This is a genomic window from Enterococcus sp. AZ089, assembly GCF_050547225.1.
Taxonomy (GTDB): domain Bacteria; phylum Bacillota; class Bacilli; order Lactobacillales; family Enterococcaceae; genus Enterococcus_D; species Enterococcus_D entomosocium.
The window spans coordinates 3401507-3428359 of sequence record NZ_CP172954.1; the positions used below are offsets into that span (position 1 = coordinate 3401507).

At 43.5% G+C, this 26853-nt stretch carries 27 protein-coding genes and 1 pseudogene; 9 read left to right on the forward strand and 19 right to left on the reverse strand.

Going from position 1 to position 26853, the window contains the following annotated elements; all coding sequences use genetic code 11:
- Positions 1 to 5: 5 nt before the first annotated feature.
- Entirely contained in the window at positions 6 to 566 is a 561-nt protein-coding gene (pth, locus tag IGJ01_RS15840) for an aminoacyl-tRNA hydrolase (protein WP_008380153.1), read from the reverse strand.
- 355 nt (positions 567 to 921) lie between these two features.
- Here pth and IGJ01_RS15845 point away from each other — a divergent pair, with 355 nt between their 5' ends.
- The 3 genes from IGJ01_RS15845 to IGJ01_RS15855 all read left to right on the forward strand — a co-directional run bounded on the left by IGJ01_RS15845 (position 922) and on the right by IGJ01_RS15855 (position 4024).
- Complete coding sequence (locus IGJ01_RS15845) at positions 922 to 1905, forward strand: L-lactate dehydrogenase (protein ID WP_005230720.1); 984 nt, start codon at positions 922 to 924, stop codon at positions 1903 to 1905.
- Positions 1906 to 2174: 269 nt separating this feature from the next.
- Positions 2175 to 3572, forward strand: coding sequence for a L,D-transpeptidase family protein (locus IGJ01_RS15850; protein ID WP_005233342.1), 1398 nt, complete (start codon positions 2175 to 2177; stop codon positions 3570 to 3572).
- Positions 3573 to 3724: 152 nt separating this feature from the next.
- Positions 3725 to 4024, forward strand: coding sequence for a hypothetical protein (locus IGJ01_RS15855; protein WP_005233340.1), 300 nt, complete (start codon positions 3725 to 3727; stop codon positions 4022 to 4024).
- A gap of 64 nt (positions 4025 to 4088) precedes the next feature.
- Here the strand turns inward: IGJ01_RS15855 and IGJ01_RS15860 are convergent, their stop codons facing one another.
- A complete protein-coding gene (locus IGJ01_RS15860; protein WP_005233339.1) occupies positions 4089 to 4457 on the reverse strand; it encodes a winged helix-turn-helix transcriptional regulator in 369 nt (122 codons plus the stop codon).
- Between the two features lie 97 nt (positions 4458 to 4554).
- Here IGJ01_RS15860 and IGJ01_RS15865 point away from each other — a divergent pair, with 97 nt between their 5' ends.
- The 3 genes from IGJ01_RS15865 (at position 4555) to IGJ01_RS15875 (ending at position 6446) form a co-directional block, all read left to right on the forward strand.
- Positions 4555 to 5433 carry an aldo/keto reductase gene (locus tag IGJ01_RS15865; RefSeq protein WP_280517195.1) on the forward strand — a complete coding sequence of 293 codons (879 nt, stop codon included), beginning with the start codon at positions 4555 to 4557 and terminating at the stop codon, positions 5431 to 5433.
- A gap of 39 nt (positions 5434 to 5472) precedes the next feature.
- On the forward strand, positions 5473 to 5955 hold the full coding sequence (locus IGJ01_RS15870; RefSeq protein WP_005233337.1) for a VOC family protein: 483 nt from the start codon (positions 5473 to 5475) through the stop codon (positions 5953 to 5955).
- Between the two features lie 161 nt (positions 5956 to 6116).
- Complete coding sequence (locus IGJ01_RS15875; RefSeq protein ID WP_244732566.1) at positions 6117 to 6446, forward strand: SdpI family protein; 330 nt, start codon at positions 6117 to 6119, stop codon at positions 6444 to 6446.
- A gap of 33 nt (positions 6447 to 6479) precedes the next feature.
- On the opposite strand, the gene IGJ01_RS15880 is transcribed toward IGJ01_RS15875, so the two are convergent.
- The 8 genes from IGJ01_RS15880 to arcA all read right to left on the reverse strand — a co-directional run bounded on the left by IGJ01_RS15880 (position 6480) and on the right by arcA (position 13996).
- Positions 6480 to 7175, reverse strand: coding sequence for a YoaK family protein (locus IGJ01_RS15880; RefSeq protein WP_008380162.1), 696 nt, complete (start codon positions 7173 to 7175; stop codon positions 6480 to 6482).
- 63 nt (positions 7176 to 7238) lie between these two features.
- Positions 7239 to 7754 (reverse strand): VanZ family protein, encoded by a 516-nt coding sequence (locus IGJ01_RS15885; RefSeq protein WP_005233334.1) that lies wholly within the window; start codon positions 7752 to 7754, stop codon positions 7239 to 7241.
- 214 nt (positions 7755 to 7968) lie between these two features.
- Positions 7969 to 8475, reverse strand: a complete 507-nt coding sequence (locus tag IGJ01_RS15890) for an arginine repressor (RefSeq protein ID WP_244732570.1) — start codon at positions 8473 to 8475, stop codon at positions 7969 to 7971.
- 77 nt (positions 8476 to 8552) lie between these two features.
- Positions 8553 to 10004, reverse strand: a complete 1452-nt coding sequence (locus IGJ01_RS15895) for a YfcC family protein (protein ID WP_008380167.1) — start codon at positions 10002 to 10004, stop codon at positions 8553 to 8555.
- 44 nt (positions 10005 to 10048) lie between these two features.
- Entirely contained in the window at positions 10049 to 10738 is a 690-nt protein-coding gene (locus IGJ01_RS15900) for a Crp/Fnr family transcriptional regulator (RefSeq protein WP_005233329.1), read from the reverse strand.
- Positions 10739 to 10780: 42 nt separating this feature from the next.
- Positions 10781 to 11716 carry a carbamate kinase gene (gene arcC / locus IGJ01_RS15905; RefSeq protein ID WP_005233327.1) on the reverse strand — a complete coding sequence of 312 codons (936 nt, stop codon included), beginning with the start codon at positions 11714 to 11716 and terminating at the stop codon, positions 10781 to 10783.
- A gap of 17 nt (positions 11717 to 11733) precedes the next feature.
- On the reverse strand, positions 11734 to 12753 hold the full coding sequence (gene argF, locus IGJ01_RS15910; protein WP_008380172.1) for an ornithine carbamoyltransferase: 1020 nt from the start codon (positions 12751 to 12753) through the stop codon (positions 11734 to 11736).
- 19 nt (positions 12754 to 12772) lie between these two features.
- Complete coding sequence (gene arcA, locus IGJ01_RS15915; protein ID WP_005233319.1) at positions 12773 to 13996, reverse strand: arginine deiminase; 1224 nt, start codon at positions 13994 to 13996, stop codon at positions 12773 to 12775.
- Positions 13997 to 14387: 391 nt separating this feature from the next.
- On the opposite strand from arcA, the gene IGJ01_RS15920 reads away from it, so the two are divergent.
- Positions 14388 to 16193, forward strand: coding sequence for a M3 family oligoendopeptidase (locus tag IGJ01_RS15920; RefSeq protein ID WP_034872886.1), 1806 nt, complete (start codon positions 14388 to 14390; stop codon positions 16191 to 16193).
- Between the two features lie 47 nt (positions 16194 to 16240).
- On the opposite strand, the gene IGJ01_RS15925 is transcribed toward IGJ01_RS15920, so the two are convergent.
- From IGJ01_RS15925 to IGJ01_RS15965, 9 genes are all read right to left on the reverse strand, one after another.
- The gene (locus IGJ01_RS15925) at positions 16241 to 16708 is read right to left on the reverse strand and encodes a TspO/MBR family protein (protein ID WP_016620320.1); all 468 of its coding nucleotides are present in this window, start codon (positions 16706 to 16708) and stop codon (positions 16241 to 16243) included.
- A 126-nt stretch (positions 16709 to 16834) separates the two neighbouring features.
- The gene (gene celB, locus IGJ01_RS15930) at positions 16835 to 18190 is read right to left on the reverse strand and encodes a PTS cellobiose transporter subunit IIC (RefSeq protein ID WP_008380179.1); all 1356 of its coding nucleotides are present in this window, start codon (positions 18188 to 18190) and stop codon (positions 16835 to 16837) included.
- A 7-nt stretch (positions 18191 to 18197) separates the two neighbouring features.
- Positions 18198 to 18701, reverse strand: coding sequence for a hypothetical protein (locus IGJ01_RS15935; protein ID WP_008380180.1), 504 nt, complete (start codon positions 18699 to 18701; stop codon positions 18198 to 18200).
- A 15-nt stretch (positions 18702 to 18716) separates the two neighbouring features.
- Complete coding sequence (locus IGJ01_RS15940) at positions 18717 to 19031, reverse strand: PTS cellobiose transporter subunit IIA (protein WP_016620318.1); 315 nt, start codon at positions 19029 to 19031, stop codon at positions 18717 to 18719.
- A gap of 22 nt (positions 19032 to 19053) precedes the next feature.
- Positions 19054 to 21078, reverse strand: a complete 2025-nt coding sequence (locus tag IGJ01_RS15945; protein ID WP_008380185.1) for a BglG family transcription antiterminator — start codon at positions 21076 to 21078, stop codon at positions 19054 to 19056.
- A 64-nt stretch (positions 21079 to 21142) separates the two neighbouring features.
- A complete protein-coding gene (locus IGJ01_RS15950; RefSeq protein ID WP_008380187.1) occupies positions 21143 to 21460 on the reverse strand; it encodes a PTS cellobiose transporter subunit IIB in 318 nt (105 codons plus the stop codon).
- A gap of 297 nt (positions 21461 to 21757) precedes the next feature.
- Positions 21758 to 22597, reverse strand: coding sequence for a glycosyltransferase family 8 protein (locus IGJ01_RS15955; protein ID WP_008380189.1), 840 nt, complete (start codon positions 22595 to 22597; stop codon positions 21758 to 21760).
- 222 nt (positions 22598 to 22819) lie between these two features.
- On the reverse strand, positions 22820 to 23341 hold the full coding sequence (locus tag IGJ01_RS15960) for an NADPH-dependent FMN reductase (RefSeq protein WP_005233313.1): 522 nt from the start codon (positions 23339 to 23341) through the stop codon (positions 22820 to 22822).
- A gap of 35 nt (positions 23342 to 23376) precedes the next feature.
- On the reverse strand, positions 23377 to 23982 hold the full coding sequence (locus tag IGJ01_RS15965) for an NADPH-dependent FMN reductase (protein ID WP_005233311.1): 606 nt from the start codon (positions 23980 to 23982) through the stop codon (positions 23377 to 23379).
- 201 nt (positions 23983 to 24183) lie between these two features.
- Between IGJ01_RS15965 and IGJ01_RS15970 the strand changes: the two genes are divergently transcribed.
- Both IGJ01_RS15970 and IGJ01_RS15975 read left to right on the forward strand, forming a co-directional pair.
- Positions 24184 to 25029, forward strand: coding sequence for a MarR family transcriptional regulator (locus tag IGJ01_RS15970; protein WP_081119242.1), 846 nt, complete (start codon positions 24184 to 24186; stop codon positions 25027 to 25029).
- 59 nt (positions 25030 to 25088) lie between these two features.
- Positions 25089 to 26840 (forward strand): annotated as a pseudogene (locus IGJ01_RS15975) (ABC transporter ATP-binding protein).
- The last annotated feature ends 13 nt before the right edge of the window (positions 26841 to 26853 follow it).

Here is a 26853-nt window from a genome sequence, read left to right on the forward strand (position 1 = left end):
CCTCCTTAGTTAAATCGATTCATTGTGGCAAGAAAGTCGCCGTTGGTCAAGTAATCACTACTTGCCTCGACTGCCTTATCAATACTTTGTAAAACGATGGGCAGATCGTCTTTTGCAAAAGGACTCAGTACATGATTGACCACGGTTTGTCCTGGACGTGGCCGATCGATCCCGATTTTGATGCGGTCAAAGACTGTCGAGTCCAAATGCGCGATCAAACTCTTGATTCCATTGTGTCCCCCCGCACTGCCTTTTTGGCGCAAGCGGATTTTCCCTAATGCTAAATCAAGGTCATCATAGACCACTACTAATTCTTCTTGATAGATGCCAAAATAGGTCATCAACGGACCTACCGAACGACCGGATTCATTCATGAAGGTTTGCGGTTTGACCAAAAGGATTTTTTCACCCTTCAAGAAAAACTCTGCCACTTCTGCTTCAAAAGCCGACTTTTTAAAGGTTGCTTGGTACTTTTGTGCCAAGGCATCCACTACCATAAAGCCAACATTGTGTTTGGTTTTCTCATATTTTTTGCCGGGATTTCCCAAGCCTACAATCATTTTCATTTTTCGATTACACTCCATTATTTCTAGTTTCAAGCTGATTCTTCAACTATTTTATCGGTTTTCTTATCCAAACACAAAATACTGGGCACACAAATGCGCCCAGTTCTTTTGCTGAAATAATTATAACACGAAATGGACTGTTATGGTGGCGTCCTCTTGCTCAGTTTTTATCTTTCTTAACGAATCTTAATAAAACGTTGATATATCCTCTTTTTGACGTAATAACAAAGAAAGCATTTACAACTGAAACAGCGATATTTTGTGTAATATTGTTGTGCAAATCACATGACAAATATACTTGAAAATGGTAGGATGATAGCGAGTAAAACAATTATGCGGAAGGAATGATACACAGATGACTGCAAAAACGAACAAAAAAGATCACCAAAAGGTAATTCTTGTTGGAGACGGTGCGGTTGGTTCTAGTTACGCGTTTGCGCTGGTGACCCAAAACATTGCGCAAGAAGTCGGAATCATTGATATAAATACAGCAAAAACAGAAGGCGACGCAATTGATTTGTCCCATGCCTTGGCCTTTACTTCCCCTAAAAAAATCTATGCCGCTTCTTATGAAGATGCACATGATGCTGATTTAGTCGTTATTACAGCTGGTGCGCCTCAAAAACCAGGTGAAACCCGCTTAGATTTGGTTCATAAAAACTTGAAAATCAACCGGGAAGTAGTTACCCAAATCGTTGATTCAGGGTTCAACGGAATCTTCTTAGTAGCAGCAAACCCAGTCGATATTTTGACTTATTCGACTTGGAAATTCTCAGGCTTCCCGAAAGAACGCGTCATCGGTTCAGGTACTTCTTTAGACTCTGCACGTTTCCGTCAAGCTTTGGCTGAATTAGTCGATGTTGATGCCCGTAACGTCCATGCCTATATCTTAGGCGAACACGGGGATTCAGAATTCCCTGTTTGGTCTCATGCCAACGTAGCCGGCTTGCAAATCTATGAATGGGTCAAAAACAACCCAGATATCGATGAAGAAGCAATGGTCAACATTTTCTTCAGCGTTCGTGATGCAGCCTACACCATCATCGAGAAAAAAGGTGCGACTTTCTATGGGATCGCGGTAGCCTTAGCACGAATCACTCGCGCGATCTTAGACGATGAAAATGCTGTTTTACCATTGTCTGTGTACATGAACGGCGAATACGGCTTAAACGACTTGTACATCGGTGCGCCTGCAGTTATCAACGCCCAAGGGATCCAAAAAGTGATTGAGATCCCATTGACGGATGGTGAAAAAGACCGGATGGCCGCTTCTGCAAAACAATTAAAAGATATTCTTGATGAAGCTTTTGCGAAACTAGATGCAGAAGACAATCAATAATTTCTTTCACTTCGTTTAGCTAGTCAACTATGCCACTGAACGAACCTTACAGCTCACTCTTTTTCAGAACAATTTGATCAAGATGATTTGCTGCGGTTCGTTCAGTTTTTTTATGCAAAGAAATGCTTTTCTACAGCTTAGCTAAAGATAGTTTAAGAATTTTCTATTTTTCATGGAAGTTTCATTTGCCATATTCGCTTTCTTGGGGGAATATGGTATGATTTAAGCGTTATTATCTATTATGCCATTAGAAAAAAAGGAGTAGTTGAATGACTCGTTCAAACAAACATACTGACGCCAAGAACAATACCAAGAAAATTGTTCTGATCGTTGTGGCTGCTATATTAGTAGTGATCGCTGGCGGCTATACCTACCGAAGTACATATTATGCAAACCGTTTTTTACCAAAGACTGAAATCGATGGGATCGACATCAGCAACAAAACTGTTGCCGAGGCCAATGCCCTGCTGCATGACCGCTACTCGCAAGAAGATTTCACCATCAAAGAAGGCGATAGCGAATGGAAGACAATCAACCTTGCTCAATTTGGGTTACAAACGGATTTCACCAATGAGCTGCAATCATTAAAAGATGAACAGAACCAGTGGAGTTGGGGAATGGCTTATGTTTCCGCTGCAGAAGAAAAAACACTGGACAATCTCTCGGTGGATCAAGATACGCTAAACAGCGAAACGGACACGATCCAAAAGGAACTAGAAACTTTAAATGAGGATCGTACCAAGTCAGCCGATGCAACATTGGAAAAAGGCGAAGACGGCTTTTCTATCAAACCAGAAGTTGACGGCGATGCCATTGATGTGGACAAAGCAGTAGCAGACTTACAAGAAGCCATCGTCAGTGGCGAAAAGGAATTAAATCTCGTCGATTACGTCACAAAACCAAGTGTGACCGCTGATGATCCTGATCTAACCAAAGAAATGGATTCGTTGAATAAAATCGCCAAAGTAACCGGCAATTATACGATCAACGGAAACACGTTTCAAATTCCAAGAGAATCGATCATGGATTGGCTCTCTTACAAAGATGGCAACACCACGATCGACGAAGACAAAGTAAGAAGCTATGTCGCTTCTATCGGAGAGCAATACAACACCAGCACCAATTCTTCGACCTTCAAGAGTACCAAACAAGGCGAAGTAACGGTTCCAGCCGGCACCCTCAGCTGGACGATCCAAACCGATGCGGAAACAGAAGCATTGATTGAGGCGTTAAAAGCCGGCGAAGACTTCACGCGCACACCGATCGCTCAAGGAAGCACCGATGCTGGCAGCCCGTTATTTGGCAACACGTATATCGAAGTTGATCTGAAAAACCAACACATGTGGTATTACAAAGATGGCGAGCTGGTGCTAGATACGAAAATTATCTCTGGAAAACCAGCCACACCAACGCCAACTGGTGTCTTCTATGTCTGGAACAAAGAAGAAGATGCAACCTTGACCGGTGAAGATTATGCGTCCCCTGTTGATTACTGGATGCCGATCGATTGGACCGGTGTCGGAATCCATGATTCTGATTGGCAAACGGAATACGGTGGTGATCTTTGGAAAACCCGCGGCTCTCACGGCTGTATCAATACTCCGCCAGGCGTGATGAAAGAATTGTACAGTAAAGCCGAAGTCGGGACACCCGTGATCGTGATTTAATGGAAAAAAGAGTCAAACCTTTTTATAGATGAACCAAAAGCCGCAAAAAAATTCTTTTGCGGCTTTTTTGTTGTTTCCAAATGTTCCTGTTTACAAAGCGCCATTTAATTAATATACTTAATTAAGCATATTAATTAAAAAGGAGAATCACTTTGGAAAAAGTTGTCTTTATTGATCGTTCTACTTTAGCTGGAAGTCTGATTAAAATTTTCGCCCGCAACATCCAAATGCTGTCCGAGGATCAAATCAGCGTGACTGTTGTGACACCAGAACGTCTGATGAATTATCGTTTTTCGCAAGAAAAAATCGTTTTGGTCGATCCTTTGCTTTCTTTAACAGATCCGATGATCAAGCAGGCCATCCCGCCGCGAATCAAGCGCCTGTCATTTCCCATCAATCATTACAGCGGCATGAATGCTGAAGCCATTCTAGAATTGATCCAACAAGCATAGCCTAAAAAAGGCCGACGGAAACCAATGGTTTCTGCCGGCCTTTTCTCATGCCACTTGCCCTCTGCTAGACAATCGCCTCTTCTTGTTCTAACAAAGTAACTTGTTCTCCTTTGTCTTGTAGCGCAGCGACGTGCATCGTGCCCCACTGGCAAAGGGTATCCAATAAGCCGCCTAACGTTTCTCCATATTCACTCAAGGAATACTCAACTTTGGGTGGTACTTGATTATAGGATTTGCGGGTAACGATATCAGACTCTTCTAGTTCCCGCAATTGCTGCGTCAACATTTTTTGACTGATGCCAGGAATTTTTCGCCGTAAATCACTAGGACGCAATGCCCCATGGCGTAAATTACAAAGAATGATTGGTTTCCATTTCCCGCCGATGACATCCATCGTTGCTTCTACACCGATATTATAAATTTTTTCTTCCATTTTTTTCACCTCATCAAGTCTGTAAACACACAAATGTTACCAAAAGGTGTGTATCAAACAAAAAAGTACGTACTATACAACCTTACCTCCTCATTATATGATGATTACAGAAAAAAATAAAGGAGATGTTTTTATGATCGAAAAATTATCGGATACCGTTACACTGAACAACGGCAGCAAAATCCCCGGTTTGGGGTTAGGTGTCTTTCAAATCCCTGAAGCTGAAACAGCAGAGGTCGTGAAACAGGCCATTATCAATGGGTATCGCCTGATTGATACGGCGGCTATTTACGGCAACGAAACAGGAACAGGGGAAGGAATCAAACAAGGCTTACAAGAAACGGGGTTGGCTCGTGAAGAACTCTTTGTCACTTCCAAACTTTGGAACGATCACTTAACTTATGATGAAACGATCCATGCTTTCAATGAGAGTTTGGCCCGCTTAAACCTCGAGTATCTCGACTTGTACTTGATCCATTGGCCGGGAAACCAGGCATTTCAAGAGTCATGGCGCGCATTGGAAGACTTGTATGCCGCTGGAAAAATCAAAGCAATCGGGGTCAGCAACTTCCAGATTCATCACTTGGAGCAACTATTGGCCGCTGCTAAGGTCGTTCCTGTCGTCAATCAGATCGAACTGCATCCCAAACTTACGCAGCAAGACCTGCGGGACTTTTGTGCTGAAAAGGGGATTGCGATCCAAGCTTGGTCACCTTTGATGCAAGGCAAACTGCTGAAAGAGGAAACCGTCTTGGCGATCGCCGATGCACAGCAAAAATCAGCGGCACAAGTGCTTTTACGCTGGGCTATCCAACAAGGAATCTTAGTCAATGTCAAATCGACACACCCTGAGCGAATGCGCGCCAATGCAGCGATTTTTGATTTCCATTTATCAGAAGATGAAATAGCCCGCTTGAACGCATTAAATGAGGACCTGCGAGTGGGTCCAGATCCAGACACATTCGATTTTCATTAACCAAACGATATACTAAACAAAACCTTAGGAGGAAGTATAATGACAAACACAAACACAGGCTTTTCAATGGTGAACCACGTGGGAATCACCGTCAGCAATCTCGAACGTTCCATCCAATTTTATGAAGCATTAACTGGAAAGAAAATCGCCAATCAAGATACGATCGGTGGCAAACGAATGGCGCAAACGCAAGGTTTAGAGGATACATTGATCAAATACGCCAATCTTCATTTAGACAATCTCAACATCGACCTTTTAGAATACGTCGAACCAAAATCCAACAAAGCTAGCTATTCCAATGAGCAAATCAGTGCCATGCATCTTTGTTTTGAAGTCGAAAATATTGATGAAGCCGTTGCTCGTCTAAAAGCCATCGGGGTTGAACCTGACGGTACCCCAATCGTTTTTGAAGAACAAGATGGTTTAAAAAGCGGCTTCGGGACAGGTGTTGCCTACTTTACAGATCCAGATGGCACCAATCTTGAACTGATTGCACCAAAAGGACCATTTCAACGCGGATAATTGAAAAAGGGATGGCGACTTATAGCGCCCTCCCTTTTTATTTACGCAAAACTATCTATTTTTTCAATAGTTCCCCTTCATAGAATCCTTTACAGCGAGTACAATAAATAGATAATCCTTTTTATTCGCTGATTTTCCCAACAAACCTCGCTTGAAAGGAAGTGATCTCGATCGATATTGGTCTTTTGTTGTTGATTTTTACGGGTATTTTTTTCATCGTCTTCCGGTTCTTTTACCGAGAAGAACCCAATTATATATTCGGCTTTCGCACCAAGCGCAGTACAGCCAGTGTCAGCAATTGGCGTTTTTCCAAGCAGTGGTTCTCCCTGTTGGCGATGCTCTTTTTAGGTGGGGTCATTTTGCTGCAGCGCAACGAGCTGATTGAAGAGAAATTTTACCAGATAGCCGTCCTTGGCAGCTATCTTCTGGCAGCACTGCTGGTAGAAATAGCGCTGTATCTCAAAGATTCACGCGCGAGCACCAAAAAGTAAGACAAAAAAGACATTCCGGCGAATGTCTTTTTTCTATTCTTTATTTTGACTGTGGATCGTGATTCCCAACACCAGGGCTAAAATTCCTGAAACCACCCAGATGGTCCGGTGGAATAAGAAAATTCCTAGCAAGCTGCTTAAAACCGCCCCAAAAAAGAAACCGCCGATGATCAAGGAAATAGAAATGATCTTGGGTGTCACTGATCGGTCCTGCTTAAACCCGCGCAAATATAAGTAATCAGCCAGCGAACGTAAATTGCCAGTGGTCATCGTGGTGGCATAGGGCATCCCTGCCAAGCGCCGATAAGCGGCATATTGAATCGCTGCAAAAAAAGATAATCCGGAATCAACCAGGACATTGGGTAAAGAACGCGCAAAAAAGCCCAGAACCAAAATACCGATCGCTTCAAAGATCAACGCAGCATTTTGCCAAACGATCCAACCACCAGTCGGAAAATGATGCTGCAGATAATTCGTCACCACGATCCCCACTAAAAACATACAGATTGGTGGCAGATACCGAAAGGCTTGTTCAAACTGCCCCGTTGAAAGATTGATCCCTAACAAAATAACATTCCCCGACTGCATGCTCGCAAACACTTCACCGTGAAAGAGATAGGTATAGGCATCTAAAAAGCCGCCAGCCATCGCGAGAAGAACCCCCACCGGCAAACTTTCATGCACGACAAACTCGGTTTTGCCTTTGACACTACTCAAACTTTTTTCCATTGGTTTCGCCTCTTGTTTTTTATACTTTCTAACAGCTTAACGCTTAAAAACGCCGACAACTCGTTATGTTTTGCGGCGTTTAGGTGACTTTTTCGATAACTGACAAATCAACCACCCCAAAAGAACGGCGGTCAGTGCTCCAGCTGAATCCAGCATGACATCTTGAAAAAGCGGCGTCCGTCCTCCCGTCAGCATTTGATGGTATTCATCGATCCCAGCATAGCCGGTAGCTGCTAACCAAGCAAAAAAAGCGGCTAGCCAATACGGCTGTTTTCGAAAAACAAGCGTTAAGAACAGACTGCCCCCTAAGACAAAATAGGTAAAGAAATGTGCGCCTTTACGAATGAAAAATTCCACAAATGAGAAATAGCCTTTTTCCGCAATACTGATCTCCGAACCAGCATAGGAAAAAGAAATCTTCTCTAGCCACTCTTTCAATGGTTCATTTTTTAAGATTCGTGAAAGCAACCCGATTTGTGATTGCTGCTCATAGGTTTGTGAAGAACTGATAAAGAGGATGACCATAACCGCAAGTGCGATACAAAAGTAAAAATTCGGTTCTTTCAGTAATTTTTTCATAGTTTTCACTCCTCATTTTCCTATCTTACCATTTTCATTTGGTGATGCAACTGTTTTTCCAGCAAACCGTGGTGACATTGCACACACAAAAAGAGTGCTTCCGTGAAGATTAGAAGCACTCTTTCTTTTTAAAAATAGCCATCGGTATGAAAAGCCGTCACCCGTTTGGTCGTGAGATTTTGGGGCTTGTGACGTTCAGCTCCTTCAACGATTCTCAGGGCTGTTTTGCGTTTTTTTCTCCAGTAAACAATGACGAACCCATCTCGTAGCCTTCTACATAATGGTTCAACCGATCGACGACCTCTGCTGCCGCTTCTTGTGACGGCGTGATGATCAATAAAATATCAAACCCTGCAATCGTGCCGACAATTTTTGGCAGCTCCATTTCATCAAGATAATTGGCGATCACATCGGCGCCGTTTTCAGCCGTATGAACGACAACTAAAAAGTCAATCTGCGTAATCTTTTTTAGGTACTCATACATCGAAAACGCAATTCTGTCTTCTAGATCCTGCTCTTTGGATTCAAAGATCGAATAATACGGCCGACCGTTTTTGGCATACGTTTTAGCGATGTTCATTTCCCGCATGTCTCTAGAAATCGTGGCTTGGGTAGCTGAAACATTTTCTTTTTTTAATAAATTCATCAATTCTTCTTGAGACTCAATCCGATGTAGGACAAAGAGTTTTTTGATAATTGCTTGTCGCTCTTTTTTTTTCATTTACTTGATCCGCTCCTCTCAAGTCGCCTCGCTTACTGAAATAGTTGATCCGTCTCGTTCACATCTTGAAACGTAGCTTACAAGAACAACATTGAGAAGATTAAAATGGCAAGATTGGAAATTCCGATAACCAGTAACGGTTTGCGCATAAAGCGGGTCCAAGTGGAATAGTTGACCCGAGCCAGCTCCAATCCCCCCATCACGACGCCAGAAGTTGGTGTGATCAAATTCACTAATCCGCAACCAGCAGTAAAGATCATCACCATGACGTTCGGATTGAGTCCGATGCTTTGCGCCAAGGCCCCCATGATCGGGATCGATACATACGCTAGTCCGGAAGTCGATGGAATCAAGAACGATAAGAGCAGATACAAAATGTAGGCGCCAATCACAAACAGGACAGGTGATAGACCTTCTAAAAGATGGGAAGCCCGATCCAAAATAAACAGATCCAAGTACGTCGTTTGCATAATGTAGGAAGCACCCCGTGCCACAACGATGATCAAGACAACGGATAAAATGTCTTTGACCCCATCGATAAAGTTGGTCACGATTTCTTTTTCTGAGAATCCTTGAATCAACGCAATGATGATACTGATGTAGAAGAACCACATGGCCAAATCACCAAAATACCATTCACCGAAGCTATTGCCGGTCAAAAAGGCGGTCCAACCGTCAAACACATGGATATCAAAGTCGCCCCAAGGAATCAAGGAAACCACCATGATCACAAAGGATAAACCAAAAATCGTCAAAATCAGGCGATGTTTTTGCGTAAACACCAAGGCTTCGTTCGTGTCTTTGACAAAATGTTCTTCCATTTCTTTTTGCTCTTGCAGCGATAAGATCGTGGAGCCTTTGTCGGCTTTGACTTTTTTGGCATAAGACATCACCACAAAGATACAGTATGCGGTCGTGACTAACCAAAGCAATGCCCCGACTACTAAGATCGTGCCATTGTTTGGGGCAATATCGATGCTTCGCAAGGCATCCATCGCAACGCCGGTCGCAAAGGGATTGACGGTGGAGCCAATCACGCCGGCACCAGCACCCAGCATAACGGTTCCTGCTGCGACGATCGTATCAAAACCTGATGCCACCATCGTTATTGCTAATAAGGAATAAAAAGGAATCGTTTCTTCCGCCATTCCATAAGTGGAGCCGCCGATCGAAAACAAGATCATTAAAATCGGAATCAAAATCAACTCATTGCCTTTGAGTTTTTTGACCAAATGCTGAATCCCGGCTTCCAAAGCGCCTGTTCGCGTGACGATATTCAAAAAACCACCCAAACAGAGAATAAACACACAGATCTCGATCGCATCACGAAATCCGTTAAAAGGCGCCATAAAGAAATCAGAAAACTTGGCACCCACCACTTGGCTGACCATCTCTTCTTGGCCTGCTGGTAAAGAAGGCGCAAAAGGCTGCCCTGCTAAGAGCCAGGAAGCGACCGTCAAGGCGATAATGATCAGAAATAAGATACTGAATGATGTCAGCGACTTTTTTTCTTTTTGCTTTTTTTTCATCTGTGTTCCCCCTTTTTTGAATCGATCCTATTTGCTGCCAGCCATTACTTGGCAACATGAGAAAAATAATCTTGGTCATAAATAATGAGTTCTTTGTAGCGATAATAAATCTTTCTTTTATGCACGAGCGCCTTGAGCGTTTGACTGACTGTCTCTCGCGTCGTTCCACTGTACTTGGCTATATCATTGATAAAAACTGGAAAAGGGATGCGAATCTGCTCACCTTGTGTCTGCCCATGCTCGATCATCAAAAGACCAATCGTATTAACGACTCTTGTTTGCGCGCTGGAGGTGACACAATACTCGACACGGCGTCTTTGCTTTTCCAACTGCCGGCTCATTTGCTGATTGAGCCACAGCAACTGACTTGTAGACGAAACGACTAGCGGTTCAAACAGTGACATCGCTGCAAACTGCACGACAATGTCTGTTGCAGCGAATGCCGATACATCATAGTTGTCTCTTTCAAACAAGCCAATCAAAGGAAATAACTGATCTGGCCCAACAAAATCTACATAACAATAGGAATCAGTTCCGTCGGTCTTTTCGATCCGCACAAGTCCTTCTATCACAAGGAATATCCGATCTCTTACGTCGCCTTCATAAAAAAGCACTTGACCTTTTTTGTACGTACGGCAGTAAATATGCTCTTTCAAACGCTGCTGATTTTCTTCTTCCAGCCATTGAAAGCTGTTCGCTCTTGTTGATGGATCTTTTATTTGGTGGTCGATCATTTTTCTCACTCCAATGTTTTGGGTCTTGCTTTGCTGCTTCGCTTACTTCCAGGTGATCTGCGTGCCAGCATCATCGATAGCTGCCAGCTTGTCTAAAGAAGTAATCACTGCCCGTTTTTCCGCCCCCATTTTGACAAAGTTCAAAGCGGCTTGTACTTTCGGCAACATACTACCTGGTGAAAAATGGCCTTCATCGACATAGGTTTCCAATTCCGCGGCGGTCACATGATCCAACCACTGCTCACTTTCCTTGCCAAAGTTCAAAGCGATTTTTTCTACGCCCGTTAAAATGATCAGCTGATCCGCATCGACTAATCGAGCCAATTTTTCAGAAGCAAAATCTTTATCGATCACGGCTTCAACACCCAGGCCATTGTCTAGCACGGGAATGCCGCCGCCTCCTGCACAAATGACGATCGTGTTTTGTTCAATCAGCGCTTTGATGCTGGCAACTTCTTGGATCGCTTGTGGTGCAGGACTAGCCACGACTTTCCGCCAGCCACGACCAGCATCTTCCCGGTAGATGGCATCTGAAGCCGCCATGGCTTCTTTGGCAGCCGTTTCCGTTAAGAACGGCCCGATTGGTTTTGTCGGATGGGCAAATGCTGGATCTTGGGCATCGACTGTAATTTCCGTGACCACAGTCACCACCGGCTTCGCTATTTGTGCTGCTTTCAACTGGATTCTCAGCTCATTTTGCAACCAATAGCCAATACTGCCTTGGGTCATGGCGACACAGGTATCTAAAGGCATTGCTGGGTTTTTGCTAGAATCGCTCGCTTGCTGCTGCAAAACCAGGTTTCCCACTTGGGGACCATTCCCATGAGTAATGATCAAATTGACGTCTTTTCGGATCAAGGGAATCAGATAGTCCACGGTCTGTTTGAGTCGCTCTTTTTGCCCTTTGGCACTGGCATCTTCTGCTAAGATGGCGTTGCCGCCAAGGGCGACAACGATCGTTGGTTTCTTTTCACTCATCTGCTCACTGCTCCTTCTCACACTCTAGGAATAAATAGATCGCCTAATGTTACTGCCATGATCGCTTTGATCGAGTGCATCCGGTTTTCAGCCTCTTCAAATTGACGACCCCAGTGACTACGGAAAATATCGTCTGTGATCTCCATTTCAGAAATGCCAAATTTTTCTTCGATCATTTTTCCATACGTCGTATTCGTATCATGGAACGCTGGCAAGCAGTGCAGCACGATCAAGCCATCGTCTTGTTTTCCGGTGGCCATCACCATTTCGCGGTTGATCTGGTAATCTTTCAACAGCTTCACCCGCTCTTCGAACTGGTCTTCTTCCCCCATTGACACCCAAACATCGGTATACAAGACGTCTGCATCTTTGACGCCTTTTTGGATATCATCTGTTACCATCAACTGACTGCCAGATTCTTTAGCAAATTTGTTGGCATAGTCTGTCACTTCTTGCGCTGGGAAAAGTTCTTTTGGTGCACAGATACGAACGTTGACCCCTAAAATTGCCCCCGTCACTAACAAACTATTCGCCATATTGTTCCGGCCGTCGCCCACATAAACTAGCGTAATGTTTTCCAAGGTGCCGAAGTTTTCTTTGATGGTCATAAAGTCAGCGATCATTTGGGTTGGGTGCCATTCATCGGTTAAGCCATTCCAAACAGGAACACCGGAGAATTTGGCTAAATCTTCAACGACTTGTTGACTGAATCCACGAAACTCAATACCGTCAAACATGCTGCCTAAAACTTTTGCTGTATCTTCCACAGATTCTTTTTTGCCTAGCTGGATATCATTCGCGCCTAAAAATTCTGGATGGGCACCAAGATCGATGGCAGCTGTCGTAAAGGCCGCCCGTGTCCGAGTCGATGTTTTTTCAAACAAAAGGGCAATGTTCTTACCTTCTAAATAACGATGAGAAATATTTTGTTTTTTCAATTGTTTTAAATAGATTGAAAAATCAATGAGGTATTCTAACTCGGCTTTCGTAAAATCTTTTTCTGCTAAAAAACTTCTTCCTTTAAATACTTGTTCCATCGATGATTCCTCCTCTGATTTAAATATCTTCTCTAACAAATGGCATGCTCATGCAACGAGGACCGCCACGACCACGAACCAATTCACTGCCGGAGATTTTGTGCAATTTGATACCGGCTTCTGCCAACTTCTGATTGGTGATGGTATTGCGGTCATATACGACGACTTCGCCAGGTGCGATCGTCAAGGTATTGGAACCGTCATTCCATTGTTCCCGAGCTGCTGCAATCAAATCACTGCCGCCGCAACGAATCAATTCAACCGCATTTAGTTCTAGATAGCGACATAAAATATTTTCCAACGTGTCCTTTTCTTCTTTGATCGTCACCCCATCACCTGCTCGTGAGATTGAATAAACCGTCAGCTCTCCTTCGATTTCTGGATGGATCGTAAACTTGTCATGATCGACCATTGTAAATACCGTATCTAAATGCATGAATTTGCGCTCTTGACCAATGTCAAACGCTAGAACATACTCAAAGCTTGGCTCATTTTCGAACACTTTGCGGGCCAGCTGCTCAATCGAAGCGGCATCCGTTCGTTGCGAGATACCAATCGCCAACACATGTTTTGACAGAACTAATTCGTCGCCACCTTCGATGCGGGTTGGTTGGGCGCGATCATACAGCATATGAGGCGGATTTTGCTGGAACATTGGATGATGAGCAAAAATATATTTGCCGTATAACGTTTCGCGCCGTCTTGTTTCTGAATACATGCGATTCAAGGATACTCCGTTACCAATCGTCGCAAAGGGATCTCGTGTAAAATACAAATTCGGCATTGGATCGATCAGAAATGGGTATTGATCATCCACGGTCCCAGCGAGGCTCTGGGTATTTGGCAGCTCCAGTTCATTTTTGGCTAAACCAGCCATAGTTTTGTCGATCAGTTCCCGATCATTGTCACAAGACATAAAATAATCCGTGACTTCTTTGATGATCTCAGAACTTTGGATTGTAGTTTCCGCTAAATAATCCTTGAGAAATTGCTGTTTGATTTCTGGTGACGTGAGCGATTCAGCAGCTAAATCTTCTAGATACAACACCTCCACATCATTTTGACGTAGGACTTCCGCAAACCGATCATGTTCTGCTCTGGCTTGTTCCAAAAAAGGAATATCATCAAATAGCAGGCGGTTCAAATGATCAGGAACAAGGTTCTCCAATTCCCGACCAGGGCGGTGAAGCATGACTTGCTTCAATCGTCCAATCTCTGAAAAAACATGAATAGCATTTGGCATTTTTCTTCCTCCTTCTTCTGTTTACACCTCTATGCTACCTAATTGTATACGCTTTCGCAGTGGTATATTTCGTGTTCTTTTCGCAAAGGATTTGGCATTATGCATGAAAAAGCGAATATCGCTCATCAGGCGTTTTTTTACTCGCTGTTTTTTTTCATATGTAATATTTATCCATCGATTTTTTTCTAAGAATTTGATGAGGATGTGATAGTTTTTTTATTTTTGACGTTTTTCCGCCCTATCAATAGATCAAGGAGTTATACATTCCATTTTTTGTTTTTGGTACAGTTTCATCAAGAACCCTTATTTCATAAGGATTCTGATGGTTGCGACCAAATTTCGTTATGCTATACTTAATAAGATCGAAGGAAAAGAAAGGGGTTTGATAGGAATGACCTATTCAATCAATTGGAATCTGGAAACAATCTTTCCGGGAGGCAGCGATTCTGTTCAATTAAAAGAACGCATGAGCCAACTGGAAGAACAAATTGCAAATTACCGAACAACAGTCGATGCATGGTCGCCCAACAGCGAAGACGATGCAGCAAAATTAGAAGAGTTACTTGATTTATCCGCAACTATTAGTCAAGGATTTTCACAATGCGGCAGCTTTATCAATGCCTTGCTTTCAGCGAATGTCAATGACAGCAAAGCCAAAATCCTGACGGGTGACCTCTACGCAAAATTGCCAGCACTGCAAGCAGCACAAACCGTTTTCTCGAAAAAATTGACAGAAATTTCTGAGGATGATTGGACAGCACTAGTTAAAGCGGAAAACTTAGCACCTGTCGCTTTTCGTTTAAGCGAGATTCGCCGCGACGGCAAAGAATTGTTATCCGAAGCAGAAGAGACCATCATCAATACTTTAAATTTAGATGGCTTGAATGCTTGGAGCCAACATTACGATACGATCGTTGCCTCGATCGAAATTCCTTTCCTGCAAGAAGACGGCACGACGATCAAGTTTTCAGCTGGTCAAGCCTTCAATAAAATGATGGGTGATCCTGATCCGGAAGTTCGTGCGCGTTTATTCGACACTTGGGAAAAGACGTGGGCAGAAAAAGAAGACCTCTTTGCGGATACCTTGAACCACTTAGACGGTTTCCGCCTTTCTACCTTCAAACTTCACGGTGTCACTGATTACTTGAAGGAACCATTAGAATACAATCGTCTGCAAAAAGCGACATTGGATGCTATGTGGGGCACGATCCAAAAGAACAAACAGCCGATCGTTGATTTCTTGACCCGCAAAGCGCAGCTTTTCGGCAAAGAAAAAATGGAATGGCAAGACCAAGATGCGCCAATCATCCTTGGCGATATGGAAGAAAGAACCTACACCTTTGATGAAGCAGCTGACTTCATTTTGACCAACTTCCGTAAGTTCAGCCCAAAAATGGCTGACTTTGCCCAAGTCGCTTTTGAAAAAAGCTGGATCGAAGCAGAAGATCGTCCCGGCAAACGTCCTGGCGGCTATTGCACCAGCTTGCCAGAAACCAAAGAATCACGTATTTTCATGACCTACAGCAATTCTGTCAACGAAGTAGCGACGCTTGCCCATGAGCTCGGTCACGCGTTTCACAGCAGCGTTCTTTGGGAGCTGCCAGAATTAAACCGCAACTATGCCATGAACGTTGCCGAAACAGCAAGTACCTTTGCTGAATTGATCGTTGCTGATGCAACCCTCAAAGAAGCAACGACAAAAGAAGAAAAAATCAATCTATTGGATGCTAAAATGCAAAATGCGATCGCGATGTTCATGAACATCCACGCACGTTTTATTTTTGAGAACAGCTTCTATCAAGCTCGTCAAAAGGGCTTGGTTTCAGCGGAACAAATCACGGAAATGATGACTGCGGCGCAAAAAGAAAGCTATGCGGATGGGTTAGCGACTTATCACCCACATTTCTGGGCAGCCAAATTGCACTTCTTTATTGACGATGTGCCGTTCTACAACTTCCCTTATACCTTTGGTTACCTCTTTAGTATGGGGATCTACGCGTATGCCAATGAAAAAGGGTCTAGCTTTGAAGAAGAATACATTGCTTTATTGCAAGATACTGCTTCAATGACGACGGAAGAACTGGCGCAAAAACACCTTGGTGTCGATTTAACGAAACCAGACTTCTGGCAAGCAGGGATCGACATGGTCCTAAAAGATGTTGCCAGCTTTATGGAATTGACTGAAGACTATATCTAAAAGAAAAAACCCTCTTCCAACAAGACGCTTGGAAGAGGGTTTTTCTATCAGGCATTCAATAAAGTTAAGCCAATCGTTAAGTAGCCGGCGTATAAACACCAAATCAAATAAGGAATAAACAAGTACATCGCTTTTTTGTCGATGCGAGCAAAGAGGATCATACAAATAATCACTGATAACACTAACAAGACAATAATGACCGTTCCTGCCCAGTAAGCATTCCAGCCAAAGAAAACGATACTCCAAAAGAAGTTTAATACTTGCTGGATCGCAAAGAAGATGTAGGCATTCTTTTTAAGCGCTGGATTGACTTTGGCGACGATCAACAGATACAACGTCGTTCCCATAAAGGCATACAAAATCGTCCAAACGATCCCAATGATCCCGCCAGGAGGGGCTAAAAAGGGTTTTTCCATTTGCGCATACGTTCCGGCAATGTCCCCTGCAAACAAACTCGAGATGATTCCTGTTGCTTCAATGCCGATCACACAGACCAGCCAAATTAAAAATTTCATGTTCTCCACTCCTTCTTTTTTTCATAACTCACTAGTTTCATCGTACCATCGAATCGAAAAAAAGCAGAATAGAACGCTTAAAAAAAGAAACGGCCGTGTGGACGTTTCTTTCTTATTCCTTTCGATTTATGCTGCTTGTTCCCCTTCTTGGGCTTCTTGCTTGACTAGGCCTGCGTCATAAGAACGAGCGAATGGGAAGTAGATCAAAAAGGCAACGCCTGCACATAAGAAAGCACAAACTGCGGCTTTCCAATCGCCTCCACTTCCAATAAATGCGCCGATGCCGATTGGAGAAGGCCATGGCATTTGGGCGATCATCGGTCGAATGATTTCCAATTCGATCGCAAAATAGGCAATCGATGCGGATGCCATCGGTGCTAAGAAAAAGGGAATCGCTAAGAAAGGATTATAAATCAAAGGAATCCCGAAAATCAACGGCTCGTTAATATTGAATAATGCTGGAATGATCGAAGCTTTTCCTAACACTCTTAATTGTTTTGATTTCGCCAGATAAACCAAGAATAAAGCGAGACCTAGCGTTGCCCCTGAACCACCGACGGTCACATACGCATTGTTAAACTCACCAGCTAATGCAAAATTGGCGCCCTCAGCATTGGCTGTCAAATTGCCTAAGGTGATTGGCGTCAATACAGAGAAAATGATATTTGCGCCATGAATCCCTACTAACCATAATGCACTGACTAAAAAGTAAATCACCATCAAACCTAACCAACTGTTGGTCAAATTGGTAACAAACCCAAAAGGTACCGCAATGATTTGGAAAATATCCGTTCCTGCTGCAACTAATGCGCCATTGATGATAAGAACCGTGAAGGCCACAACAAAGGCGGGAATCAATGCTGTAAAGGCACGGGCAACCCCTAATGGGACTTCTTCAGGCATTTTGATGACCCATTTTTTCGTCACACATAAACGGTACAACTGAACGGCCAACACCGCCATAATGATACCGGTAAATATCCCGGTCGTTCCTAAACGCTCCACCCCGTCGCCACCGATCGCCCAGCCATTGATGATGGCATTTTCTTGATCGGTGATCCGTGACATGTTGCCATCCACAATCATCAATTGTGGGATCGACATGAAAAAGGCAAACATCGATAGTAACGCCCCACTCATAGGCGCAAGATCCAACTCTTCTTCTTCCGCATAGATCTTGGTGTATTCATAGCCGAGAACGATACAAAAATATAATGCCAAAAGTCCCATTGTCGTGCTGTTTGCCAGCATATACAATTCACTGACTCTGAAAAAAGTATTATTGAAGAAATCTTCTAAAAAGGTAAAGGTCTGCGGCAATACATTGATAACTAAAAACATCGAGCCAACGATCGTAAAAGGAATCGAAGCCATCCCAGCAGCCATGATGGCACGTACGATTTTGAACTGTGCCACTTTTCCTAACGGTCCCATGACGGCCGTTTCTAAGAGACTGAACAACTTGCTATTTGATTGTTCCATAATGTAACTACTTCCCTTCAATGAGTTTTTGGTATTCTTTAATATATCCATAATACGTATCTTTTTTGCGACGGATCTTATTCACACGCTGCAAACATAGCGCAGCTAACGTTAGCCCCACACTAAGCCAGAGTGTAAGAATGCCTCGATTGTGCAGTGTATTATCAAGAAAAGGAAAAACGAATGAAAACAGAGGAGAGAAGAAACAAACGGCGCATAAAAGGAGATTCATCGTCAGTTGACAAAGATAAAACAAGCGCGTCCACCGCAGTTTTTCTGCTATTTGCTCTGAGTGGCTGCCATAAAGGCGCACGTATTCTCCAATTGCCGAAATAGCCAAAACCAACAGCGCCAGCGGAAGAATCAGGAGTAGGGCATTGCTGGCCATCGCAGCCAATAACCAATAAAGATTTGCAAAGAAAAACACTGCTAATACATACCTTAGAAATAAAAAGCGATTAAACCGAAAATTTTTTTCTGCCATTTTTTTCTGTTGTTCTTGATTGGTCATTTGTTTCCTTCCTTTCTACCGCTCTCGCTGGTATAACGCCAGCATTTCAATCGCCACTTCTCGCAAAGTCATCGTTGTCATCAGATGATCTTGTGCATGGACCATGATAATCTCCATGTCGATTTTTTCGCCGCTGGCGTATTCTTGTAATAAGCCCGTCTGTGCTTTATGGGCCTCTACTAGTGCTTCATTTGCTTGATCCAGTTTTGCTTGTGCTGCTTCAAAAGTTCCTTGGCGCATCTCTTGGAATGCTTCATGAACGATTGTCCGAGCATCCCCGCTGCTAAGAATGATTTGAAAAGCGGTCTCTTGTAATTTTTCTGATTCCATTGTTCTTTCTCCCTTACATGTGCTATATATGTGCTTCTAGGTGATACCCAATAAAACATTTCATAAAATGTTCAAAATCACCACTTGCTATGAGTGCATCTTTAAATGATTCATCTTCAATGATCGGTACTAACAGTTGGCTGATTTTGTTCAATTCTACTTGCCCCAATCGATCAGGGGAAAGTAAGAAAATCAGCTGGATCTGGTCATGCTCGTCATCCCATTTTATGCCTTGTTTTAGTATAGCAACGGCCGCATAAGCATCATTGGTGATCGGTTCAATGGGGTGCGCCACCGCCAAATGATCCGAAAAAGCTACTGAGCTATAGGCTTCTCGTAAAGCAAGCTGCTTGCCTAGCGCTTCTTTCACTGAACGTTTTTCCAAGCCTTCAATTTTCGTCAGCAACTGATCCATAACAGTTGCTTTGTCAGTCTCTTCCTCTATCAGCAGAAAAAGTTCTGAGCGAAAGCTGGTCTCAATCAATTCCCGCTCCTTGTCAGATAAAGATTTCGGCTGTTGTTTCAGTATGCTACCATACTGTTTTTTGATTTTATACTGCTTCAACTGGCGATTGATTTTTTGGATATCTTTTTTATCTAAAAAAACACTGACGGTGACGATGGGGATATTTAGAACCACATCTGGTACTTTGATGGATGAAATGATCAAATCGATCCCTGCTAGTTTTTGTTCACTGATTTCGTAATAGCTGATCATATCTTCAATCACGATTTTTGAACCAAGTTCGTGTTCCAAACGATTTTTTAACATTTGCGAACTACCAATTCCTGTTGCACAGATCACTATGACCTTAGCTTTTTGTTGATTCGCTAAGCGTTCCATCGCAGCAGTTAAATGGATCGTCAAATAGGCAAGCTCTCCTTCGGTCACTCTATAGGGGGCAAAGAAGGGAACATCAGAAAAATGCCGAATCGTTAACTGAAAAAAGTCACTGTAATCTTTTTTGATGGTCTCTAGCAAAGGATTCTCCATACTCGTACCGTTATTCAATCGTTGCAATAAGGGGGTGATATGCATCATCAGCCCTTCTATCAACAGTGGATCTTCGACTAAGCAAAAGCCGGTTTCTTGATCGATTTTATGCAAAACAGCTAACAGCTGTTGTTTGACCTCGTTATCATCTAAATCGATCTGTTCACGGATAGTTTCGGAAACTAGTTTGTTTTTTAAGTGAATGGCGATATAAAAAGCCTCTTCTGGCGGCAAAGCAATGCTCATCTGTTGGCGAATCTTCTCAACGATTTCTATAGCCGACTGGTATTCTGCTTCTTGTTCCAATTCAGGATCCTGCGGATGCAGCTGGATCTCAAAGCCCGACTGCAGCCGTTTTATCGCTAAGCCTATATGCAGGACGATCGTGTAGATCATAAAATCAGAGAGTTTCAAAAAGTATTTACGGCAGGTGTCCAAGACGATGATCACGATCTCCTCGATCGCTATCCCCTCTAATAGATGTTTGTACATTGAGAATGCATAAAGATTGTCTTGCAGGCGATTCATGAAAAAGTAATTCATGATGAAATGCCGCAGACTGTTTTCAGATCCTTCAACATAAATGCCTTGACTGGTTCGATGTTTCAACTCGATCGTATAAGGCTTTAATAATTGCTTGATTTCAACGATATCATTTGAAATCGTCGAGCGCGAAACACATAGATCCGCTGCCAAATCATCAACAAAAACGGGCTTATGCCCAAATAACAATTGATTTAACAAAAAATATTGCCGGTCATTGGCTTCATTGATCGTGGTTAGATCGTCAGCTGTTGGCCTGAGATTGGTCTTCTCTGAATAAAACAGATCAAAGGAACGCTGGTCCGTGATGTTCAAGCGATACCCCTGTCCTTGCTTGGCACAAATTTGACCAATCTTATGGTTCTTCAGGATAAGTCCCAGACCTTGAACGTACTTGCGAGTAGTCCGATCTGAGACCCCCAGTTGATTTGCGATCTGTTTGCTGCTAGTGTATGTGTTGCGGTTTTGGTAGAGCATCTTTAGCATGATGATTTCTTTTTTACTCAACATTATTCATCAACCTTTTTCATCAACCTATTTTCATCTAGCTACTTATTTGAACTGCTTTGAACTGCTATTTGATATTTTGTTCTACCACAGCAGCTAATTTTTCAATGCCCATCGGTATCGGAACATAGGCTTGGGGCGGAATATTTACGATGGGTCGTTGGTACTTGATGGCAGCTTTTTCAAGATTCGCAAAGTACATCTTAGTTTGAGGGCTGACTAAGTATAGGTCGTATTCATCTTTGGCGATCGTGGCTGCTCCTTGAGAGGCAGACGTTGCATCTAGTTCAATTTCTTTTCCTCGCTCTTTAAAATATTCCGTCGTTTTTTTTGCAATGACCGATGAAGACATACCGCCTGCACAGATGATTAATGCTTTTTTCATATAGTTTTCCTCCTTAACGAATACACTCATTTTCACTATCTATGTTCAGTAGCTGCTAAATAGTGGTGTAGTACTGATTTTCCTTACGTTGAATAAATCAGTTGCTCACCTGATTTAGCATGGCAATGGGTTGATAATGTCATCATAATAGATAGCGCTTTCTTTTTGAACACAAGGTGTTTCCTTATCGATGCGGAAGCAAATTAGATGCGTCTACTTGATTTTACAAGAATTCCCTTCAAAAAATGATCGAAAAAAAAGCTTTACCTGTCTTTTGTCCAAGTAAAGCTTTTTTAATCATACGCTCTTTGATTGTTCCTCTTCAAACTTCCGCCGTTCATTTTCTACATATTTGTATAACGAACCGTAGCGGCTGCGATAGCCTTTCTTCCATGGTTTCTCTTTGCCGCAAAAATGCAGCAAAACGGTATGTTCGATGACCCAATCCAAACTCCATTCCCCTAGGCTGATCGTCTCATACGTACGGTTTTTCCGTACATCATAGTTATAGAGCTGATCAGGAATCGCCAGCACCCGATCACCATATAACCCATTTAAAATATCTTGATCCGGCAAAAAGAGGTTCAAATGATTTTTCTCAATGAAGGCTGCGATTTCTGTTTCTTTGACCTCTTGCCGTAGCTGGTGCACATTCATCAGCAAGACACCTGAATTATAGTAGCCTTCTGACTCATAATTGCGCAAACGGACTTTATTGATGACCGTCGTCACTTCTGTCAGCTTGGAATGACTGGCAGCGGCATACAGAAAATCCCCTAACGTCAGCTCATACAAGGGGCGCAAATCATTGATGCACAAAATATCCGCATCCAGATACAGGATTTTTTCCACCTGCTGCGGCAAGTAATTTTGTGCCAACAATCGATAGTAGATTGATTCTGGGTAGCGGTCACTAACTGGTGCCGTTTTAAAGATCGAACCAGAACCGATGATGACGGGATGATAGGTCATCGCCAATTTTTGACAAAAGACCTCTAGCTCTGCACCTTGCCTCAATTCTTTTTCTTGTAAGACATAGACATCGAAAGATGCTGCTGTCGTATGGCGTTTGATTGAATATAACGTTGTTTTTAATTGTTCACTGAATCGATCATCAATCGCAAAAAGTAGATTCATGCTCTTGTTCACTCCTCTGTTACTGGATGCACTCGTTGGGCAAAAAATCGAACGCAGTTGCCCGCATCTTCTGTTCTTCTAGTATACCCGATTTTTAGTCATTCTTTCAGTGAAATAGCCTTTCCAGTGAAAACCATTCCTTGGAAACGCAAAAAAATGCTGCTCCATTCAATGAATGAAACAGCAAATGATCGATGATAAATGGTGACCTCCTAAAACAGATCAGCGAATCGTGGCAAAAGCTTTTGACCACAACAACAATTCATCCAGCATGTCATTGACACCTGCAGCCATGTGCGCACCGGGTTTGAAGGTACTGAAATTTTCAAAATCTGTGAAGAGATTGAAGGCTGGGTTAGTCCGCACGGTGGCAACTTTTTGTTCAGCTAAAACGTTACGCAATTGTTCAGCGGCACGAATCCCACCGCCAGAACCATAACTGACGATCCCAGCTGCTTTATCAAACCATTCTTCCCGTGCAGAGTCTACGGCATTTTTCAAGGAAGCCGCAAAACCGTGGTTGTATTCTTGTACGATGAAGATATAGCCATCTAATTCAGCGATTTTTTTGTTCCACGCCATGTTTGGCTCAGCCGTTCCCATAAACGGTAAATCAAATGCCTTTACATCAACGATCTCAAACTGATGCTCTGACCGTTGAGTAGCAATTTCTTGAATATATGCTCCGACTTGCGGACTTACGCGTCCTTCTCTTGTACTGCCTAAAATAATACCAAATTTCATGATAGGTTCCTCCTAAGATTGTTTTCGTTTGTTTTTTAACGATTGGCAAATGTGTCTGCCCAGTCCAGTAATTCCGTCAACATATCGTTCATTCCTGCCGTCATATGTTCGCCAGGAGTAAAGGTGGCAAAATTTTCAAAATCAGTAAATAAGTTGAAGGCTGGATTAGTGCGCACCGTGGCTACTTTTTGTTCCGCCAAAATCAAGCGAACTTGCTCAGCGGCCCGAATACCCCCTGCTGAACCATAGCTGACGATTGCTGCTGCTTTGTTGAACCATTCCTCGCGGGCGCTGTCTAACGCATTTTTCAAGGAAGCCGATAGCCCATGATTGTATTCTTGTACGATGAAGATATAACCGTCTAATTCAGCGATTTTTTCATTCCACGCTTGGTTCGCTTCGCCTGTACCCATAAAGGGCAAGTCGTAGTCTTTGATATCAATGATTTCAAATGAGCGGTCGCTATGTGCTCGTGCTGTTTGTAAAACGTAATTGGCTACTTGCGGACTCACGCGGCCTTCTCTCGTGCTGCCAACGATGATTCCGATTTTTTGCGCTTTTTTCTTTTCCGGAGTGCGATACACCTCTTTAATTACTTCTTTTTCAATTATTTGTTCTTTTTTCCCAAATCCAAAGACCATTCTTTTGTACTCCTTTTATTGTGTTTTCTTTAACGATGGACTCAGCATATCAAACTTACTTTTAGTAAGTCAATCATTTTGCTTACTTTTTGTTAGAAAAAAATCCCAGCTACTTCCTCTTGACATTCGTTCGGCACCGAACTATAATCAACTCATCGATATCATTAGGTACCGAACAATAATTCAAAAGGAGTGTTCTCAATGAGTACAATGACCGATCACTTAATGAAACAGCTTCGTTTTATCAGCGAAGCCAGCAATGCTTTTATGAGTCAAAATAACCAACGCCTTTCTGGACAGCAACGCGTCCTAGCCGTTTTAAATTTAGAAGATGGCTTGGTGCAAAATTACCTCGCAGAAGTTTTAGATTTACGGCCAAGTTCCTTGGCAGAACTATTGAAGAAAATGGAAAGCAGTGGGGATATCCAACGCAAAGAAGATGCAGCCGACAAAAGGATCAAACGAATCTTTCTGACAGAGACTGGACGAAAAAAAGCAGAAAAATTACTGGCACAAAAAGAAGCCGCCAGCAGTCAAACGTTTTTTGCTGGGTTAACAGAGGAAGAACAAACCGAATTTGCTCGTCTGCTTGAAAACATCGCCGCTGGGTGGGAAGCTGACTTTCAGCAACAGACGCAACGCTTTATTGACCCGATGGATCGTCTACAAGCTATGCAGGAGATCCGGGAACAGATGATGAAGCAATGGGGTGGAAATTGGCAGGAAATGACGAATGACGATCGCCGAAAAATGAAGCAACAAATGAAAGATACTTGGCAAGATATGGGCGCTGACGAGCGGCGTCAAATGAAAAAGCAGATCAAAGAAGCCATGCGGCAAATGCCATTTCCTGGACACCGCGGCATGTTTGGCAATCGGTCATTTGGGCCATTTGGGCCATTTGATAGTAGCGAGGCGAATGATCCACGGGACACATGGGGAAAAGGCAACTTTTTTGATGCCTACGGGTTTGGACAAGACCGCAAAGCAAGACCTGATTCCGCTTCTAAAGACGAAGCAGCCGAAGATGATTGGCAGGATTTCTAATAGCACCTAATGAAAAAGAAAAAGCTGCAGGACATCTTGCTTGTAGCGGAGGAAAACGAATGGAAACAACGACACCAACAGTGAACAAAAACAAATTTAAAATGAAAGACTTTATCCACCTGATCGTCAGTGTCAATCCCAAGAAAGGCTTGTTTCTTTTAGGGATGCTCTTTAGCCTGATCACGAGTGCCGCCAGTTTGGTCGTGCCGCAGCTGACGAAAACGCTAGTCGATGCCAGCGGCACCCCCACGTTCAGCACCTCCATGCTGGTCGTTTTGATCCTAGCCTTTGTGCTGCAATTAGGCGTAGGCACTTTAGGCGGCTTTCTCTTGCGCTATGTGGGAGAAAGTGCCGTGAAAACATTACGAGAACGTCTTTGGAAACATCTGCTGCATTTGCCAGTCAGCTATTTTGATGACCATAAGTCGGGGGAAAGCAGTTAGCGACTCGTTAATGATACTTCCGTGATCAAAGAACTAGTCACCTCGCAATTTCCCAGCTTTGTCACTGGCTTGATCCAATTGGTTGGTTCGATGATCATCTTGTTTTTGATGGATTGGAAGATGGCGGCGATCATGTTCAGTGCGGTGCCTTTGATCACCTTGATCATGTGGCCGATCGGCAAGATCATGTCGAAACTAGGACGCCAACTACAAGCAGCGACTGCCGATTTCAATGCGGATGCCAGCGAAAAACTCTCAGAGATCCGTTTGATCAAAGCCAGCAACGGAGAAGCTAGTGAACAAGAAAACGGTCGGCGCAACATTGGGGCAATCTTTACCCTCGGGGTCAAGGATGCGAAAGTTAGTGCGATTTTGCAGCCAATCATGACGACGGCAATGCTGGGATTACTCGTAGGAATCCTCGGTTATGGCGCGATCCGTGTCCAAGCCGGCACCTTGACGAGTGGCGCATTGATTGCTTTTCTACTGTATCTCTTTAATATTATTGCGCCTGTGACGACGTTTGCGATGTTCTTTTCACAAGTCCAAAAAGCGATGGGTGCTACGGAACGGATCCAAGAAATTTTGGATACGCCGCTGGAGCCGATCCAGGCAGCACCCAAAGCCGCTATCGACGGCGCAGTCCTACGGGCAGAACAGATCGATTTCAGTTACGATCCCAAACGGCCGATTTTGCAAAACATTTCTTTTGAAGCCAAACCCAACACCGTGATTGCTTTTGCGGGACCAAGCGGCGGCGGAAAATCCACGATCTTCGCTTTACTGGAACGCTTTTATGAACCCACCAGCGGGCGCTTGCTGATTGGTGAACAGCCGATAGCTGACATTGATCTGCAGGACTGGCGGGCACAGATCGGCTATGTTTCCCAAGACAGTGCGGTCTTTGCCGGTACGATTCGGGAAAACTTGCAATACGGATTAAGCCGAACACTGTCAGAGGAGGAATTGTGGCAAGGACTGGCATTGGCTTATGCCGATCAGTTCGTCCAAGAGTTCCCCGAAAAACTAGAAACACAAATCGGCGAACGCGGCGTCAAACTATCTGGCGGGCAAAAACAACGGATCGCCATCGCACGAGCATTCTTGCGAGACCCCAAGCTGCTGATGCTCGATGAAGCGACCGCCAGCCTAGATTCTCAGTCGGAAGAAAAGGTCCAGCGGGCGTTGGATCATCTAATGGAAGGGCGCACGACATTAGTGTTCGCCCATCGCTTGTCGACCATCGTGGATGCCGATCAAATCTACTTTATAGAAAAAGGTACCATTACCGGTCAAGGTACCCATGCAGAATTGATCAACAATCACCCGCTTTATGCTGCCTACGTGAATGAACAAATAATCAATTAAAGAATAAAAACTA

What these genes read in the sequence shown, in the direction of transcription:
- IGJ01_RS15870 (WP_005233337.1), top strand. Translation starts at nt 5,473, where the DNA reads ATGACAAACACAAACACAGGCTTTTCAATGGTGAACCACGTGGGAATC.
- IGJ01_RS15880 (WP_008380162.1), bottom strand. Translation starts at nt 7,175, where the DNA reads ATGGAAAAAAGTTTGAGTAGTGTCAAAGGCAAAACCGAGTTTGTCGTG.
- IGJ01_RS15850 (WP_005233342.1), top strand. Translation starts at nt 2,175, where the DNA reads ATGACTCGTTCAAACAAACATACTGACGCCAAGAACAATACCAAGAAA.
- IGJ01_RS15970 (WP_081119242.1), top strand. Translation starts at nt 24,184, where the DNA reads ATGAGTACAATGACCGATCACTTAATGAAACAGCTTCGTTTTATCAGC.
- IGJ01_RS15935 (WP_008380180.1), bottom strand. Translation starts at nt 18,701, where the DNA reads ATGACCAATCAAGAACAACAGAAAAAAATGGCAGAAAAAAATTTTCGG.
- IGJ01_RS15965 (WP_005233311.1), bottom strand. Translation starts at nt 23,982, where the DNA reads ATGGTCTTTGGATTTGGGAAAAAAGAACAAATAATTGAAAAAGAAGTA.
- IGJ01_RS15920 (WP_034872886.1), top strand. Translation starts at nt 14,388, where the DNA reads ATGACCTATTCAATCAATTGGAATCTGGAAACAATCTTTCCGGGAGGC.
- IGJ01_RS15890 (WP_244732570.1), bottom strand. Translation starts at nt 8,475, where the DNA reads ATGAAAAAAAAAGAGCGACAAGCAATTATCAAAAAACTCTTTGTCCTA.
- IGJ01_RS15955 (WP_008380189.1), bottom strand. Translation starts at nt 22,597, where the DNA reads ATGAATCTACTTTTTGCGATTGATGATCGATTCAGTGAACAATTAAAA.
- celB (WP_008380179.1), bottom strand. Translation starts at nt 18,190, where the DNA reads ATGGAACAATCAAATAGCAAGTTGTTCAGTCTCTTAGAAACGGCCGTC.
- IGJ01_RS15925 (WP_016620320.1), bottom strand. Translation starts at nt 16,708, where the DNA reads ATGAAATTTTTAATTTGGCTGGTCTGTGTGATCGGCATTGAAGCAACA.
- IGJ01_RS15940 (WP_016620318.1), bottom strand. Translation starts at nt 19,031, where the DNA reads ATGGAATCAGAAAAATTACAAGAGACCGCTTTTCAAATCATTCTTAGC.
- IGJ01_RS15885 (WP_005233334.1), bottom strand. Translation starts at nt 7,754, where the DNA reads ATGAAAAAATTACTGAAAGAACCGAATTTTTACTTTTGTATCGCACTT.
- arcA (WP_005233319.1), bottom strand. Translation starts at nt 13,996, where the DNA reads ATGCCAAATGCTATTCATGTTTTTTCAGAGATTGGACGATTGAAGCAA.
- IGJ01_RS15960 (WP_005233313.1), bottom strand. Translation starts at nt 23,341, where the DNA reads ATGAAATTTGGTATTATTTTAGGCAGTACAAGAGAAGGACGCGTAAGT.
- IGJ01_RS15865 (WP_280517195.1), top strand. Translation starts at nt 4,555, where the DNA reads ATGATGATTACAGAAAAAAATAAAGGAGATGTTTTTATGATCGAAAAA.
- IGJ01_RS15945 (WP_008380185.1), bottom strand. Translation starts at nt 21,078, where the DNA reads ATGTTGAGTAAAAAAGAAATCATCATGCTAAAGATGCTCTACCAAAAC.
- IGJ01_RS15950 (WP_008380187.1), bottom strand. Translation starts at nt 21,460, where the DNA reads ATGAAAAAAGCATTAATCATCTGTGCAGGCGGTATGTCTTCATCGGTC.
- arcC (WP_005233327.1), bottom strand. Translation starts at nt 11,716, where the DNA reads ATGAGTGAAAAGAAACCAACGATCGTTGTCGCCCTTGGCGGCAACGCC.
- IGJ01_RS15845 (WP_005230720.1), top strand. Translation starts at nt 922, where the DNA reads ATGACTGCAAAAACGAACAAAAAAGATCACCAAAAGGTAATTCTTGTT.
- argF (WP_008380172.1), bottom strand. Translation starts at nt 12,753, where the DNA reads ATGGAACAAGTATTTAAAGGAAGAAGTTTTTTAGCAGAAAAAGATTTT.
- IGJ01_RS15900 (WP_005233329.1), bottom strand. Translation starts at nt 10,738, where the DNA reads ATGATCGACCACCAAATAAAAGATCCATCAACAAGAGCGAACAGCTTT.
- pth (WP_008380153.1), bottom strand. Translation starts at nt 566, where the DNA reads ATGAAAATGATTGTAGGCTTGGGAAATCCCGGCAAAAAATATGAGAAA.
- IGJ01_RS15895 (WP_008380167.1), bottom strand. Translation starts at nt 10,004, where the DNA reads ATGAAAAAAAAGCAAAAAGAAAAAAAGTCGCTGACATCATTCAGTATC.
- IGJ01_RS15860 (WP_005233339.1), bottom strand. Translation starts at nt 4,457, where the DNA reads ATGGAAGAAAAAATTTATAATATCGGTGTAGAAGCAACGATGGATGTC.